This is a genomic window from Calothrix sp. CBUCES-K 9914, from assembly GCF_059640475.1.
Genome location: NZ_JBXXZH010000006.1, coordinates 23,455 through 39,091, shown reverse-complemented (window position 1 = coordinate 39,091; position 15,637 = coordinate 23,455). Strand labels below are relative to the sequence as shown.

13 protein-coding genes are annotated in these 15,637 nt (G+C 40.7%); 8 read left to right on the top strand and 5 right to left on the bottom strand.

The features are described 5' to 3' along the window. Positions 1 to 2: 2 nt before the first annotated feature. Entirely contained in the window at positions 3 to 1,562 is a 1,560-nt protein-coding gene (locus AC2JBO_RS02255) for an NB-ARC domain-containing protein (protein WP_496951995.1), read from the bottom strand. A 460-nt stretch (positions 1,563 to 2,022) separates the two neighbouring features. Here AC2JBO_RS02255 and AC2JBO_RS02250 point away from each other — a divergent pair, with 460 nt between their 5' ends. Then, positions 2,023 to 2,226, top strand: a complete 204-nt coding sequence (locus tag AC2JBO_RS02250) for a hypothetical protein (protein WP_496951994.1) — start codon at positions 2,023 to 2,025, stop codon at positions 2,224 to 2,226. 38 nt (positions 2,227 to 2,264) lie between these two features. On the opposite strand, the gene AC2JBO_RS02245 is transcribed toward AC2JBO_RS02250, so the two are convergent. The 3 genes from AC2JBO_RS02245 to AC2JBO_RS02235 form a co-directional block, all read right to left on the bottom strand. Continuing rightward, on the bottom strand, positions 2,265 to 2,984 hold the full coding sequence (locus AC2JBO_RS02245; RefSeq protein ID WP_496951993.1) for a LapA family protein: 720 nt from the start codon (positions 2,982 to 2,984) through the stop codon (positions 2,265 to 2,267). A 23-nt stretch (positions 2,985 to 3,007) separates the two neighbouring features. After that, entirely contained in the window at positions 3,008 to 3,619 is a 612-nt protein-coding gene (locus AC2JBO_RS02240; RefSeq protein ID WP_496951992.1) for a flavin prenyltransferase UbiX, read from the bottom strand. Positions 3,620 to 3,745: 126 nt separating this feature from the next. After that, positions 3,746 to 6,148 (bottom strand): ribonuclease R family protein, encoded by a 2,403-nt coding sequence (locus tag AC2JBO_RS02235; protein WP_496951991.1) that lies wholly within the window; start codon positions 6,146 to 6,148, stop codon positions 3,746 to 3,748. 858 nt (positions 6,149 to 7,006) lie between these two features. On the opposite strand from AC2JBO_RS02235, the gene AC2JBO_RS02230 reads away from it, so the two are divergent. Beyond that, positions 7,007 to 7,996, top strand: coding sequence for a slr1353 family protein (locus AC2JBO_RS02230; RefSeq protein ID WP_496951990.1), 990 nt, complete (start codon positions 7,007 to 7,009; stop codon positions 7,994 to 7,996). A 70-nt stretch (positions 7,997 to 8,066) separates the two neighbouring features. Here AC2JBO_RS02230 and clpP read toward each other — a convergent pair whose 3' ends face one another. Next, entirely contained in the window at positions 8,067 to 8,675 is a 609-nt protein-coding gene (gene clpP, locus AC2JBO_RS02225) for an ATP-dependent Clp endopeptidase proteolytic subunit ClpP (RefSeq protein WP_496951989.1), read from the bottom strand. Positions 8,676 to 8,899: 224 nt separating this feature from the next. Here clpP and AC2JBO_RS02220 point away from each other — a divergent pair, with 224 nt between their 5' ends. From AC2JBO_RS02220 to AC2JBO_RS02195, 6 genes are all read left to right on the top strand, one after another. Then, on the top strand, positions 8,900 to 9,055 hold the full coding sequence (locus AC2JBO_RS02220; RefSeq protein ID WP_496951988.1) for a QAALIT motif small membrane protein: 156 nt from the start codon (positions 8,900 to 8,902) through the stop codon (positions 9,053 to 9,055). Between the two features lie 76 nt (positions 9,056 to 9,131). Further along, complete coding sequence (locus AC2JBO_RS02215; RefSeq protein ID WP_496951987.1) at positions 9,132 to 11,240, top strand: thioredoxin domain-containing protein; 2,109 nt, start codon at positions 9,132 to 9,134, stop codon at positions 11,238 to 11,240. Positions 11,241 to 11,252: 12 nt separating this feature from the next. Continuing rightward, positions 11,253 to 11,864: a molybdenum cofactor guanylyltransferase gene (locus AC2JBO_RS02210; protein WP_496951986.1), complete on the top strand. Its 612-nt coding sequence runs from the start codon at positions 11,253 to 11,255 to the stop codon at positions 11,862 to 11,864. 91 nt (positions 11,865 to 11,955) lie between these two features. Then, positions 11,956 to 12,474, top strand: a complete 519-nt coding sequence (gene ilvN, locus AC2JBO_RS02205; RefSeq protein WP_496951985.1) for an acetolactate synthase small subunit — start codon at positions 11,956 to 11,958, stop codon at positions 12,472 to 12,474. Positions 12,475 to 13,406: 932 nt separating this feature from the next. Next, on the top strand, positions 13,407 to 15,455 hold the full coding sequence (locus tag AC2JBO_RS02200) for a polysaccharide biosynthesis protein (RefSeq protein ID WP_496951984.1): 2,049 nt from the start codon (positions 13,407 to 13,409) through the stop codon (positions 15,453 to 15,455). Position 15,456: 1 nt separating this feature from the next. Continuing rightward, positions 15,457 to 15,597: a hypothetical protein gene (locus tag AC2JBO_RS02195; protein WP_496951983.1), complete on the top strand. Its 141-nt coding sequence runs from the start codon at positions 15,457 to 15,459 to the stop codon at positions 15,595 to 15,597. Positions 15,598 to 15,637 lie beyond the last annotated feature (40 nt).

Genomic DNA, 15,637 nt, shown 5'->3' with positions numbered 1-15,637 from the left:
CACTAAATTCCACTGTTAAAACGAAGCTCACGAATATAATTTTTAAGTTGTGTTTCAAAAATCGGGTGGTTAACTAATAGCGAAGCTGTGTGAGGATTTTCAGAACGCATGTTCTCATCAATTAAACGTTCAATGATATACTCGATTATAATAGGAGTTTGAGAGAAGCTAGAAGAATATCGCTCGATTAATGACCGTCTCTGTAATAATTCTATCGCCTCCAAGATTAACCGCTGCGAAACTCTTGGTAAAATATCTCTCTGTAACTTTCGTACTGACAAAAAATCTTGGTTGAGTGCTAACCAATACATGACTTGCTTTTCTAAATAAGATAAGCGTTCAAACTGTTCATCTATTACCGCGCGAATCTCACCAAAAACTACCGTTCCTTGCTGTAAAAATTCATACACGCTACCATCAAATAGTTCTTGAATTGCGGTTGCGACTAGCTTTAAGAATAAAGGATTTCCAGAGTACCAATCAATTAAAGAAGTAGACTCGGCTTCGGTGATTTTGGTTAATCCTTTCGCGTTGAGTACGGATAAACTGTCTACGTAGCTTAACCCTGTTAATTTTAAAGTCTTTACAGGTAAAGTTTCACCAGAAAGTGCAGCGATGGCTTGAGGTTTTTCTCGACTCGTTAACAAAACACAGCTCTGGTGCTGTGACTCTCCTAAACGTCGAATCAACTCACCATAACCTTCATAACCTGGACGATATTGTATTGTAGGGAAAATGGCGGTATCTGAAACTTTATTTGTATCACCTGCCAAAATTGCATCGATACCATCTAGTACGATGAGACAGCGCGCGCTTCGTATGTACTCAATTAACTGAGAAATACTACCTTCGACGGTATCAGAAATTTCGATATCCGGATTTGACGCTAAAAATCGAATCAACTGATGCATAATCACTCCTAAAGGAGGTTCTGACTGTAGCGAACGCCAGATGATAAATTCAAAATCATCCTGAACAGTATGTGCGGCCTTGACGGTCAATGTCGTTTTACCAATACCAGCCATACCTAACAATAGTACTAATCGACTACCTTGAACTATCCAGCTTTGAAGTTGTTCAACTTCGCGGTTTCTGCCGTAGAACATCGAGACATCGATAGCTTCACCCCAATCAGTTTTGAGTGAAGTAATTTTTGGTAATTCTGGAATTTCTTTTTTACGTGCCATTACTGAGTTGGTAGTTGCTTCTTTCGAGACCCAATTCTTTTTATAATTGGCTTTTTCTAGCAGTTGTGTTACACGGCTCCAGTTTTTAACTTTAACACTCGTTCCTGTTTGGTTGCTTAACATTTCTTCTATATATTTATATAAACCATTCGATAAGTAAACTCGAACCGTGCTGCTACTGCGAGTTTTATAAACAGTATTTGCAATCTCAGCAGGACTATAGCCACAAAGCAACCCGCGTAAAAACTTTTTCTCGACAGGCGTTAGTGCTTTACCTTTTGCTGATGCCAAGTCAATATATAACTTTTCTAATTCCCAGTTATTTTTAGCTTCTAGAAATTCCTCTTCGATTAGATGTGAGTCGCTGGCAGTCATTCTTTTAATGCTTTTCCTTTTAAAGAGAGTAATATACTAACTATTTTTTTGTAAAGCTAAAATAAACAAATATTAAATTCATAACGAATTTAATAACATTCGTTAGGTGACTTGGGAATTCTTGCTTAGGTATCTTAAGTCTTAATGGAAATTTAAAAATTCAGAGGTTGAAACTTTATTCAATTTATGAAAGCCAGTAATGAAATTAAAAATCCATTTTGGGTGGAGTAATTATAGCTCACTCTGTGACAGTGTTGCTATCAACAGACTCCAAGTAACTTGATTGGTTCAAAGAAACCCTGTTTCTTATGTCGGCGTGTAGATTGTTACCAAAAAAAGGAAATGTACTCAGATTTTTGACTTTTCCTTATCATTGTTTGCTGTTGAGGCGCCAAAAACACTGCATAACTGATCTGAAAAAGTCCGAATGTACAAGTGTGGCATTAAAGAGGTTCCAACAATGACTCGGATTCGTGATGTTGTTCAAGAAGCTTTGGTTACGGGCTATTTAACCCTAGAAGCCGAAAACCAACTGCGGCGTTTATTATCCACTCGCTACGATATGGAAGATTTTAATGCTTTTATGAAGCTGCAAGAGGCAGCAATGGGCGGAGAAGTCAAGCAGCAGTCTCGTGAACCAAACTGTTCGCACAACCCTAATTAGAGACGTTTTATTGCACGTGCCACTACAAACGAATGGTCTTATTTTTCGTTGTCTTCGTCGAAAAAACTCCAATCATCATCTGACGACTGTTTTTGTTTTGGTTCAGGTGTTGACGGTGGGGTTACAGGATTATTTGGATTGTATGGTGGAACAATAACGCGGTAATCCGCGTCGTAGATGGACTCGGTTTTGCCAACTCCAGAATCTTTTGGCTCGCGCGAACTGTAGGAATAAGATGTATCTTGCTTTGAACCTTGCTTTGAACCTTGCTTTGAACTTTTAGGTGCGGGGTCTAGGTCTTCTACTTCTTCGTCGCTCACCCTTCTATCTCGTTTATCTTGCTCATAAGCATTTGCGTGCGTGCGTTTGCTTTCAAAGTCCCAATCTTCGCTTGCACCCTCTAAGTCCCAGTCGTCCTCTTTTGAGCTTGTATTATTTCTTGTATTATTTCTATATTCGCTACTTTGGCTCTTATTGTCCGTGTTTCTTGACGTGGTTTCTTGCTGACGATACGAACTAGTACTCTTTGAGGCTTTTGGTATTGCTCGTCCCAAACCAGCAAACCCGAATAAACTCCTAACTATTAATGATGTTGTGGCGCCTGCTAGCGTACTAAACAATATCCACATTGCTAAGGGAAAAGGTTGAGTACGCGCTCCTAAAAACACTAGCGGTAAAGCTGGGGAAAAATTTTGCGCTAGTAGTAGCGTTAGTCCTCCCAATACAATTACTAATATAGTTAAACGAATTACAGCCATAAAAGTTTTTATAGGTTTTGCCTTTATTTTCTACCCTGCCAACGTTGAATTGGAATACAGTCAATATCAAGTTGGTCGAGTGCGCGGGCAACAACAAAATCAACTAAGTCTTCTATTGTTTGAGGATTATGATACCAAGCTGGGATAGCAGGAACAATCCGGGCGCCTGCTTCGGCAAGTGTCGTCATGTTTCGCAGATGAATTAAGCTAAAAGGAGTTTCGCGCGGTACTAATACAAGTTTACGTCCTTCTTTAAGTTGTACATCAGCGGCACGCTCTAGTAAATCAGAACTTAAACCGCCAGCAAGTTTGGCGACGGTACTCATACTACAGGGAATAATTAACATTCCCAAAGTGCGGAACGAACCACTGGCAATATTGGCTCCAACATCACCCCAAGCATGGCAGTTAAGTTTACCTGTTGTTTCAACTTGACATTGAGTGCGCCAAAATACTTCTTGTAGGCTAGGTTCAGGTGGCATCCGAATATTTTGTTCAGATTGCCATACCATATAAGTTGATTTAGAAGCAACCAACTCAACAGCATAGTCAGCAGCAAGGAGATATTTAATCGTGCGAACGGCGTAAACTAATCCAGAAGCACCGGATACGCCAATAATTAGAGGTTTTGACACAGGGGTAGGGTGTGTGACGCTATAACAATTGTGAAATAAAACTAGCAATCTTGTGGTGTCACGCACCGGAGCTAGTTAGGAAATGTAGAGACGCTTGGGTATCGCGTCTCTACAGAAGGCATTTATTTATTCGTCATCGTCATCGTAGTCTTCCATGTCGTCATCGTCGTCATCGTCATCGTCATTAGGTTCGATGTCGTCACGCATGTACAATGGAGGGACATCGCTGGTGTTATAGTCTTTACCGATGATTGGATTACCATCGCTACCAACTGTAACTAAATCAATTTGCTGACGGTAGTAATCGACGCTTTTAACTTGGACGGCTACACGGTCACCTAATCGATATGATGCCCGATTTTTCCTTCCAAATAATGCTTGCTGTCGCGCGCGATACTCATACCAATCATCTTTTAATGAACTGACATGAACTAGACCCTCTACCCTTAATGGGTTGGCTTCTTCATCATCATCAGTAAATACTTCAATCTCTACGAAAAAACCGTATGATTGAACACCAGTAATTACACCATTAAAAACTTCACCGATGCGCTGCTTCATTAAAGACGCGCGCTGCAAACCAGCCAAGTCAGCTTCCGCTTCTTGAACTTCTTTTTCACGGTCGTTAATTTGGGTAATTACGCGCGCTAAGTCACTTTGTAGCTCACTATGCAATTCGGGAGCAAGAACATTCCAGTTAATTTCAGTGTGAGATGTTGAGGAACGTAAATTAACCCGCTCTTTAACACGAGTGTTACGACGGTCACGTCCGTGTTCCAGCAAGCTGTAATAAACTCGCTGCATCAATAAATCTGGGTAGCGACGCAGCGGAGAACTAAAGTGCGTGTACCCTTCGGTCAGTGATAAACCAAAGTGTGGCGCACGATTTGTAGTATAAACAGCAGGCTTGAGTGTATCTTGAAGGAGATACGTTAAAACTTGCTCGGATGCTGACTCGGCAAATACTCGCGTTAATTGTTGATAGTCGAGCGGTTGTACCTCAATATCTTCTGGAAGAGAAAGTTCAACACCTAAATTAATAGCAAGTTTAAGCATTTCTTGCACGTCTTCGGAGTCAGGGATACCTTGAACACGCCAAATTGCCGGAACTCCCAAGGCGCCCAAGTGTGCTGCAATGAGTTGATTCACTAATAATACCAACTCAGTTAACAACATTCGCATCGGCGAGTCGCTCTCAATAAGACATCCTAAATAGCCTTCATCGTAATACGGATTTTGAACTGGTGGTAAATTTAACTGCAAACTACCACGAGCGATACGAATTTGCTTGAGAGCATTGCTAAGACGAAGCAAGGTTTGCAGCATTTCGATAGTGTCACTAAAGTCCTTTGCTTTTCTACCTTTAGTAGTGCTGCCCTCAGTGGTGCCATCAAGAATTGCATTCGCTTGTTCTTCGGTCATGAATTTATCTACCTTGACAACACTAGGCTGAATTTCCCATTTCAGCACATTACCTGTTCGTGCTTCCAAAGTGATCAAAAAGGAAATTGCCAAGCGGTCGCTACCTGGAAGTAAAGCACACCTTTCTGAGACTGCCGGAGGTAACATTGGCAATAAGAGTTCTCCCAGATACACTGACCGTCCACGTTTGAGGGCTTCGCGGTCGAGGATTTCATCAGGCAAAATATAATGTGTAACATCGCTGATATGAAAACCTAACAGCCAATTCCCATTCGCAGTTGAGTCTAATGTCAAGGCATTTTCAATGTTATTTGAGTCAACTTCCGTACCTATGGCAACAGTAAATTTTTCCCGCAGGTCGAGTCGATTTTTCAAATCTGCCTTTAACAGCCTTTTAGGTAATCTCGCTGCTGCATCTTGTACTGCATCCGAAAAAGTACGTGACAAGTCATGTTTGCAAGTTACCAAATCGATATCAGCTGCTGCTTCTGCATCGCTACCTAAGACTTGAACTACTCGACCGAGTGGTGGATACTGTGCGAGTGGATAGCGCAATACCTCAACGTGAGCGAGATGATCGATAGCTTGACCTAAAGCCTCAATATTTCCATTCGCGGCTAAAAGCTTTAACTCAAATAATAAACGGTCATCTAGAGGTACAGCCCGATAACCATTTTCGACCTGTTTTATTCTTGCTAATAAAGTGTGGTTGGAACGTTCTAAAATCAACTTTACTTCGCCTTCTGGAGAACGGCGCCTTGAGCCTTCTTTTAAAACTCTGACTAAAACACGGTCGCCATTCCAAGCATTACTTAAATGGCTCTCGCGGATGTAAATGTCCTCAGCTCCTTCCACATCTTGGATAGCAAAGCAAAAACCCTTACTCGAGCAGCGAAGTTTTGCTTCAATAAGTCCTTCTTCGGTTACACGGCGATATTTGCCCCGCTCTTTGACCAAAATCCCGATTTTTTCGAGGACCTCCAAAGCAATATGAAGTTTTTGCAAATTGGCTTCATCTTCGCAGCCAAGTTTTTTTTCCAGCAGTTTACGAGCTACCAATTTATCATCGGTGAAATTGGCAAGGAGTGTAGCGATTGAAAATTCCATGCAGTGAACCGACCTTTGGTCAAAACATCATTTGTTGAAAGTGTTGTTGAAACGGGTTCAGCGGCACTCCACATGCTTGTGTTTCAATTTGCCCTCATAATATAGAGCAACCGAAGTGGGAGTAGGTGCCGAATTGTGTATCTAATACACGTAACTATATATACTTATATATATATAGATACACTGCGCCTACAATCGCTTCTCACTGCACGCCTTTAAAGTGAGTTTGGTTCTTCAAAGTTTCAACGCTTCCATGAGCTAGTCATACAAAGCACCGCTTAGAGTGAGTTTCCTTAACCTAAAAATGACGCTGTAGGGTTTAAAACGAGGATTGATATGGATTACTTTCCAACTAAAACCTATACAACGCTTTCCTTGAAGTCGGAATCACAGGTGTTTGATTGAAGCCGTGCATCGAGGTCTTTGACCCTTGCTCACTGTGCATTTTAACCACGAGAAACATTGGCGCGAACCCAACTGTTCCACATGTAGAATCGGTAACAATTAGGCAAACAGTTCAACAAGCTGTGAGGTGAACCTTACCTTCACTATTGTAGATTTAGAGCGTACTTCCAGAAAATACTTCTGGATATCAAATCAGGTAATTAGTATAGCATTGCTTTTTATAACACTTAGACGAATTCGCTGTTTTCTAAAAAATTCTTTATCCTGGCTGCGCTACAATCGTATAGCACTCTTATACTATTTAAGAGTCCTTACCTGAAATTTCAGAATTCGCTGATTGCTCTAAACGCACCATTGCAACCAGTTTTCAGTTCACCCTAGTTCATGTATTAAATTGTTTGGTAGTTATTATTTATGTTGGGTTCGTTTCTTAGCTCTTATCCCACGGGCAGTATGCAGACCGAATTGGTTCAAATTTACAACGGTAAGTATATAGTCAAGGCAAGCTTACAAATAGAAGGTGTAACGCGCGCGACTGCAATGGCAACTGCCGAAACTGTAGAAACTGCCGAGGACTCTGCTCTCCTTCGGGTGATTACGTTTTTTGCTGGCACTACTACTACCCAGCAACCATTACCAACATTACAACAGCAAGCAAGTCTTGATAATTCTTCACATAATGGCGCCGCTATTACTTCTGAAAATGTTACTGTACCCGTAACCGTACCAGTAGAAATACAAAAACCTCAACCAACACCTGATACTGCGCCAAGAAGTAATCAAGAAACTAATCTAACTAATAATACAAATACAGCTTCGGAACCACCAGTAGAAGAAATTGTGCCAGCGAAAACTGAAGCTGAAACAAAAACAAAAACAAAAACAACTCAGGATATCAGTCAATTTACTGAAGCGACTACAAGCATCCCAGATTTGAGTAAAGTTTCAGAAACAACATTTAACAATGAGCCTTTATTTGACGCATACGAAGAATTTGCGCCAACTGTACCCAAATTTGAGGCGCCAAGTCCGCTCCATGACGTACCGTCTAATTTTGATGTCCCAGAAAAACCGACTCAAGTACCAAATAACGTCACACCTTTTACTGGACAAAATTATAGTTCACCTGAACCAATAGAACCACCAGAAGAAATTGAGTTACCACCAGTTTCAAATATTGTTCCGAGTTCGACGACAACTACAAATAAACGCAAAAAGAAAACAGAAGCGACTGACCAGTCGGACGACATTGCTAAAATTGGTGTTGAAATGCAGCGTTTAGGGTGGACAACCGAACAAGGAAGAGATTATTTAGTAAAACAATACGGAAAACGTTCGCGTCATTTGCTTTCCGCTTCGGAATTACGCGATTTTCGTCTCTTTCTCGAATCTCAATCTACACCCGAAGACCCTCTTGCCTTTGATCCAATTGCAGGATTTTAACAAAAACCCCAAAAACCAAATCCCCGACTTCTTCAAGAAGTCGGGGATTTGAGGGAGAGATAATTAATAATTAAGCTACAATAGCCATTGGACGACTGCCGGCTGAGTGACGGTCAATAACTTGGTCGATCAAACCGTAGTCTTTTGATTCTTCAGGTGACATAAAGAAGTCACGCTCGGTATCTTCGGCTATTTGATCGTAAGGTTTACCTGTGTGTTCTGCAAGATATTCATTCAGGCGCCGTTTGTGGTAGAGAATTTCCTTAGCCTGAATTTCGATATCCGTTGCTTGTCCTTGGGCGCCACCTAAAGGTTGGTGAATCATAATTCGCGAATGAGGGAGACTCATGCGCTTACCTTTGGCACCAGCACTAAGGAGGAAAGCACCCATACTAGCAGCAAGTCCGGTACAAATTGTACAAACGTCCGAACGGATATACTTCATAGTATCAAATATACCCATACCAGCTGTTACAGAACCACCGGGAGAGTTGATATACATATATATATCTTTCTCTGCGTCTTCAGCATCTAAAAATAAAAGTTGAGCAACAATCAAGTTAGCTACATTGCTATCAATCGGTTGCCCTAAGAAAATAATCCGCTCGCGTAAGAGTCGCGAGTAAATATCAAAAGCGCGCTCGCCCCGACCCGATTGTTCAATTACTATAGGAATCATGTAGCCACAAAGAGTGATTTTAGGTATATTTTATCGATTTTCCTCACATGTTCGCTGTCCAGTTAACCGAACACGCCTCTTCATCCAAACTATATGTAACTTTACAAGCTTTTTGACTATTGGCTTCCGGATAATATCATCCTAAAGGGGTAGATAAACAATACAAGCTACATTTCACTTAGCTTTTGTGTGGCGCCAAGAGTATCTATCCGGGGAGAGAAGTTATGTTTGAAAAATTAACCCAGGCCGTAATAATCACTTTTTTGCTTCAACTCATAGCAACACTTAGCTCAACTTCGGTTAATCCTACTAAAACACCAGAATCATTCGTACAAAGGTCTGAGCCAATTGCTCAAACATCATTGTACGTGCAAGATTAGAGAGATTTAATCAGAAATATAAAGTCATAGGCGCGCTAAACTAAACGAGTAGGCTTATGAAAGTGCATTGAAAACTATGACTAATCGCCTTGCTCAAGCCAAAAGTCTTTATTTACGCAAGCACGCAGAAAATCCTATAGACTGGTGGTACTGGTGTGATGAAGCACTATCCACTGCATCATTACAAAATAAACCTATATTTCTTTCGATTGGTTACTCAAGTTGCCATTGGTGTACTGTTATGGAAGGTGAGGCATTTTCTAATTCAGAAATTGCCTCTTATATAAACGCGAATTTTTTACCGATTAAAGTAGACCGCGAAGAACGTCCCGACCTTGATAGTATTTACATGCAGGCGCTACAGATGATGAGCGGTACTGGTGGGTGGCCATTAAATATATTTTTATCACCTGAAGATTTAGTACCGTTTTATGCTGGTACATATTTTCCTGTAGAACCTCGTTACGGTCGTCCAGGTTTTTTACAAGTGCTGCAAGCGCTACGTCAATATTACGATACAGAGAAAGACGATTTACAGAAACGTAAGGCTGTTATATTAGAAGCGCTGTTGGAAAGTGCTGTTTTGTCCGTTGGTCAAGTTACTGAAGCGAGTGATAGTGAGTTATTACAGCAGGGTTGGGAGACGAGTGTTAGAGTTATTACCCCTCAACATGATAGTAATCGGTTTCCAATGATTAGCTATGCTGAGTTGGCATTACGTGGAAATAGATTCAATTTTGAATCAGATTATGACGCAAAAGTTTGTTGTAAACAACGCGCGCTTGACTTAGCGTTGGGTGGAATTTTTGACCATATAGCAGGTGGGTTTCATAGATATACAGTAGACCCAGCATGGACAGTTCCACATTTTGAAAAAATGCTTTACGACAATGGACAAATAGTTGAGTATTTAGCGAATATTTGGAGTACCGGAGTACAAGAACCAGCGTTTGAAAGGGCTGTTGCTTTAACTGTAGAATGGTTGGCACGGGAAATGACGGCGCCAGAGGGTTATTTTTATGCGGCGCAAGATGCTGATAATTTTGTACCTCCCTTAAAACATCAGGAACAAGAAGAGTGGGGTGAACCTGAAGAAGGTGCCTTTTATATTTGGAGTTATAGCGAACTACAACAACTGTTAACTTCGGACGAACTAACAGAATTACAACAGCAGTTCAATATTACTAGTAAAGGAAATTTTGAAGGTAAAAATGTATTACAGCGGCGCCATGCGATAAAATTAAGCGACACAGTAGAGACAGCTTTACAAAAATTATTTACCGTGCGTTATGGTGTTGGGTTTGATAGAGTTAAAAGTTTTCCACCCGCACGTAATAACGATGATGCGAAAAGTATAAACTGGCAAGGACGTATTCCACCAGTCACCGATACTAAAATGATTGTCGCCTGGAACAGTTTGATGATTTCGGGTTTGGCAAAAGCTTATATTGTATTTCGTAAACCAGTTTATCTGGAGTTAGCGACCAATGCCGCAAATTTTATTCTCAGCCACCAATCTATAGATGGGCGCCTGCATCGATTAAACTATGAAGGTGAAGCAACATTACCAGCACAATCAGAAGATTACGCCTTTTTCATTAAAGCACTTTTAGATTTACATAGTACTCAGCACTCAAAACTCAGCACTCAGCACTCAAAACTCAGCACTCAGCACTTTCTCGACGCTGCGATTAAACTTCAAGAGGAATTTGATAAATATTTGTGGAGCGCTGAGTTAGGTGGGTATTTTAACGCAGCTAGTGATAATGTAAGCGAGTTAATTGTTCGCGAACGTAGTTATCAAGATAGCGCGACTCCATCGGCAAATGGACTTGCAGTTGCAAATCTTGTACGTCTTGCTTTGCTTACTGATAATTTACATTATCTTGATTTGGCTGAAAAAGCTTTGAAAGCATTTCGCTTAATAATGGGTACTGCTCCCCAAGCTTGTCCAAGTTTGTTTTCTGCTTTAGATTGGTATCGTAATTCAACTTTGGTTCGCACTACATCTTCACAGATAGACGCATTGATTTCTCTGCATCTACCTACAGTGGTATTTTCTGAAATATCTAATTTACCTGAACACAGTGTTGGTTTGGTTTGCCAAGGATTAAAATGTTTGCCGGCGCCTGCTACTGTAGAACAATTGTTGAAGCAAGTGGGGCAAAGTTCGCAACGGATGTAACGGATGTAACGGATGAGTGAGAAAGTAACTGCGATTATTTTGGCAGGTGGGAAAAGTTCACGTATGGGCAAAGATAAAGCGATGCTCCCTGTGGATGGAGTACCGTTGTTAGTAAGGGTGTATCAAGTTGCCGCTGCTTGTGCTGATAGTGTTTATGTTGTTACTCCTTGGCAAGAACGCTATGTAGAGTTATTGCCTGGTTGTAAGTTTATTCGTGAGGTTATTCGTGAGGCGCCGTCTTTGAATAATGATGGTGAAACACAAACACATGGGCCTTTGATAGGTTTTGCTCAGGCTTTAGTACAAGTGAATGTTGAGACTGAGTGGGTGTTACTTTTAGCGTGTGACTTGCCTAAGTTGCAGGTGGAAGTTTTGCGAGGGTGGATATCCGGGTTGGAGACGAAGAGGGAAGAGGTAATAGCAGCTTTGGCAAAGAACGAAAAAGGGTGGGAACCATTGTGTGGTTTTTATCGTAGAAGTTGTATATCTGGACTGAACGAGTTTATTAATAAAGGTGGACGTTCATTTCAGGAGTGGTTAGACCAAAACCCTGTTCATGTTCTGCCTTCACCAGATGTAGACATTTTTTTCAACTGTAACACTCCGCAAGATTTGGAGGGTTAACCCTTACATGTTTAAGTTTAGTTTAAGTCTATAATATTTGTCTAAACTTTTTGTTTGACGGTTAAAAGCCTGCTTGCTGTTATTGCCTACCATGAAACATACCCTTTCTGTGCTTGTTGAAGACGAAGCGGGAGTTCTTTCCCGTATTGCTGGTCTGTTCGCGCGTCGTGGTTTTAATATCGAAAGTCTCGCTGTTGGTCCTGCTGAACAATCAGGTATTTCCCGAATTACGATGGTTGTACCAGGTGATGACCGCATTATTGAGCAACTGACTAAACAACTTTACAAACTGATTAATGTCCTTAAGGTGCTGGACATTACGGAAGTTCCTTGCGTTGAGCGCGAACTAATGTTGCTAAAAGTTAACGCGACGAGCATTAACCGCTCAGAGATTGTTGAGCTTGCTCAAATATTTCGCGCGCGGGTTGTTGACGTTGCTGAAGATTCCCTAACTCTAGAAGTAGTGGGTGATCCCGGCAAGATGGTAGCGATAGTGCAAGTGTTGCAGAAATTTGGGCTTAGGGAAATCGCGCGTACTGGCAAGATAGCCCTGACTCGTGAATCAGGTGTGAACACTGAGTTACTAAAATCTTTAGAAGCGAAAGTTTAACCAAGAAAATACTTAAGATTACATTCTTTATTGTGGAATAGTTTTGGAGTTAGATTCTGATTTCACAATGAAGAGTGTGGCTTAATTGTTGGTTGTTTGCTTTCATTATGGCGCCTTGGTTATTGAGGTGATAGTTTTTACTGCGAAAGTTGAGTTAATGCGTCAAGAGCAAGCGTTTATTATTTATTTCGAGTGAAAGTAATGCCAATTTGGCATGTATAGCTTAAATAAAACTGTTACAAAAAAGATAACAAAGCTAAAAGGTTGAAACAATTGCTTAACACAAGTTCATGTAAGGCGTTGATATCAGCAGTAGCTTTACCCGATACCAAAGGCGTTCTAGCATATTTTGCTCGTCTAGATTGGCAGAGGATAACAGTTAAGCTTTAGGAAACCCGGTTTCTGATATGGAATTAATAAAATCTTTTTAGTTAACATGGTGTGAAAAATTTTGTGTTAGGGGTGCATGTGCTTATGTCCGTTCTATATTCATTACATAGCAGTAATCAGAAAAGACAGTTTCAAGGCAGTGCATTTACGATAACATGCTACTGATTGTTGAGAGCGAATGTTATTGAGTAATAGTAGGTAATTATTGCAGTTAGTGGCAGCGAGATTGCTAAGACCTAATTTTGTTGGAATTTAATAATGTCATGCTGAGGAACGTTAACGCAGTTTTCCCGGAGGGTAGCATTTTAATAACTTTGACTTTAAAAGTAAAGTTCTAACCCGTTCCTAGTATATAAGGGCGCAGTAATCTACCTATCTACCAAAATCTAGTTGTTTTAAGAAGCAGCTCTGATTACCTTGCGTCACAAGTTTGGTTTCCTATTTTTGAAGCATACTTTGGCTATTGATTGTATTGATGATTTTAGCTTGGATGTATATTCCAGGTGCGATACGTGCTGTTTACCCAGAAAGGTTGGACGGGTATGAACTTTTTATTCTTTGTTTCTCACTGGTTAGTTAAAAATACTTTAAATTTTGCTTCAAAACAGTTACTAAAACTACGAAATCGGCATTTATTTGTTCTTGATGTAGTTATATTTTTAGTAACGCCGTTACTCGCACTTATTTTGCGCCTAGACGGGAATCTACATATTGCGTTATTTTTAGAAGATTTAGCGGTAGCTACGGGTTTATTTTTAGTAGTCAAGGTGGGGATATTTTGGAGTTTTGGATTTTATCGTCGTTATTGGCGTTATGCGAGCATTGAAGAATTGCTGTATGTTGGTGTTTTGACGACTGCGGCAGTAATTATTCAGACGGTAACTCTTCATGTTCTAAGATATGTTTTACCTGGTACAGTAGACCATTTGCCTGAGTCGCTACCATTTCTAGACGGTTTACTGACTTGTGTTTTCATCGGCGCCTTTCGGTTTAGTTTTCGAGTTACTGAGCGTCTTCAACAGCGACGTGATAGCTTTGATTTGGAGGAGCGTGTCATAGTTGTTGGCGCCGGAAATGCGGGAGTATCGCTAGTTCAAGAGATGCAGCGTAACCCTCATCTAGGTTTGCGTCCGGTTGGTTTTATCGACGATGATCCCCAGAAGTTGAATACAAGAATTCGTGGTGTACCCGTTGTTGGCACCCGGACTATAATTCCAGAAGCAGCTAGAAGGTTATATGCGCGTAAAGCAATTATTGCAATGCCAAGTGTTTCAGGACAAGTAATTCGTGATGTTGTTGATATTTGCAAGTCAGCGAGTATTCAAACGAGTACTGTACCTGGGTTGAACGAGATTCTCAACGGTCGTGTAAGAGTTGAAAGCATTCGCGACGTGAGAATTGAAGATTTACTACGTCGTGAACCTGTGCAGACTGATATTGAGCGTGTTTCTAAGTTTATTCAAGGCAAGAAGGTTCTGATCACAGGCGCCGGAGGTTCGATAGGTAGCGAGTTGTGCCGTCAAATTCTCAAATGTCGTCCGAGTGAAATCATACTAGTTGGACATGGAGAGAATTCTGTATTCAATATCCAGCAGGAGCTTGAGCAAGTTATTCAGCTACTGAAAGAAGATACTAAAACATTGCGTCACAACAGCCCACGTTTATCTACTTTCATAGCAGATATTCGCTTCCGAGACCGTTTACAGCACGCCTTTGAGCGTTATCAACCTGATGTGATTTTCCATGCTGCTGCACACAAACACGTACCATTGATGGAAGTCAATCCTGCTGAAGCGATAACTAACAATGTTGTGGGTACTAGAAACTTAGTTGAATTGGCATTGAAATACAACGTCAACCACTTTGTGATGATATCCACTGATAAAGCTGTGAACCCTACTAATGTAATGGGCGCCAGTAAGCGAGTGGCAGAAATGATAGTCTTACAAGCAGCGAAGCAAAGCGGAAAGTCATATGTAGCAGTACGCTTTGGGAATGTGTTAGGTAGTCGCGGCAGTGTGGTTCCCACATTCAAAAAGCAAATTGCTGCTGGAGGACCTATTACAGTTACCCATCCAGATATATGTCGTTACTTCATGACTATTCCTGAAGCAGTGCAACTTGTATTACAGGCAGCAGTACTTGGTAGAGGAGGTGAGGTGTTGATGCTAAATATGGGTCAACCAGTGAAAATAGTAGATTTAGCAGAGGAGTTAATTAGGTTATCGGGGTACGAGGTTAACAAAGATATTGATATTGTGTTTACTGGGTTACGACCGGGAGAAAAGTTATTTGAGGAGTTATTTATTGAAGGTGAAGTGTATGACCCAACAGAGCATGAAAAACTATTTATGGTAAAAAATGCTAGCCAAATTATTCCTGAAAATTTAGATATTGCTGTAAATGCGCTTTGCCAAGCTGCAACTAAGAATGATGCTAATTCTATTATGTTTTTGTTAGAGCAGGTGGCGCCGGGTTATAAACCGAAGTACTTTAATAATAATTTTCAAACAGAAAATGTAAGTAAGACTAATTTAGTATCAAGGCCAAGTAGAGACGTTTTGAGACAAGTGAAACCAAAGGAAGCTTAATATGAGTACTATAAATTTAGTAAATGCTAGTAATTCTGAAGTATCAAGCTCATTAGCTAATCGACCGCTACGCATTCTTCATGTTGTTAGAGCATTAAATACAATACCCGTGAATGAAATCGATAAAGCGACGATAGAATGAGTGATTTGGGCGCTTGCTGAGGGCATGAAATACGAATTGA

Bases quoted from the DNA above. Each gene is read 5' to 3' on its own strand.
- AC2JBO_RS02255 (WP_496951995.1), bottom strand. From the start codon at position 1,562: ATGACTGCCAGCGACTCACATCTAATCGAAGAGGAATTTCTAGAAGCT.
- AC2JBO_RS02250 (WP_496951994.1), top strand. From the start codon at position 2,023: ATGACTCGGATTCGTGATGTTGTTCAAGAAGCTTTGGTTACGGGCTAT.
- AC2JBO_RS02245 (WP_496951993.1), bottom strand. From the start codon at position 2,984: ATGGCTGTAATTCGTTTAACTATATTAGTAATTGTATTGGGAGGACTA.
- AC2JBO_RS02235 (WP_496951991.1), bottom strand. From the start codon at position 6,148: ATGGAATTTTCAATCGCTACACTCCTTGCCAATTTCACCGATGATAAA.
- AC2JBO_RS02230 (WP_496951990.1), top strand. From the start codon at position 7,007: ATGCAGACCGAATTGGTTCAAATTTACAACGGTAAGTATATAGTCAAG.
- clpP (WP_496951989.1), bottom strand. From the start codon at position 8,675: ATGATTCCTATAGTAATTGAACAATCGGGTCGGGGCGAGCGCGCTTTT.
- AC2JBO_RS02220 (WP_496951988.1), top strand. From the start codon at position 8,900: ATGTTTGAAAAATTAACCCAGGCCGTAATAATCACTTTTTTGCTTCAA.
- AC2JBO_RS02215 (WP_496951987.1), top strand. From the start codon at position 9,132: ATGACTAATCGCCTTGCTCAAGCCAAAAGTCTTTATTTACGCAAGCAC.
- AC2JBO_RS02210 (WP_496951986.1), top strand. From the start codon at position 11,253: ATGAGTGAGAAAGTAACTGCGATTATTTTGGCAGGTGGGAAAAGTTCA.
- ilvN (WP_496951985.1), top strand. From the start codon at position 11,956: ATGAAACATACCCTTTCTGTGCTTGTTGAAGACGAAGCGGGAGTTCTT.
- AC2JBO_RS02200 (WP_496951984.1), top strand. From the start codon at position 13,407: ATGAACTTTTTATTCTTTGTTTCTCACTGGTTAGTTAAAAATACTTTA.
- AC2JBO_RS02195 (WP_496951983.1), top strand. From the start codon at position 15,457: ATGAGTACTATAAATTTAGTAAATGCTAGTAATTCTGAAGTATCAAGC.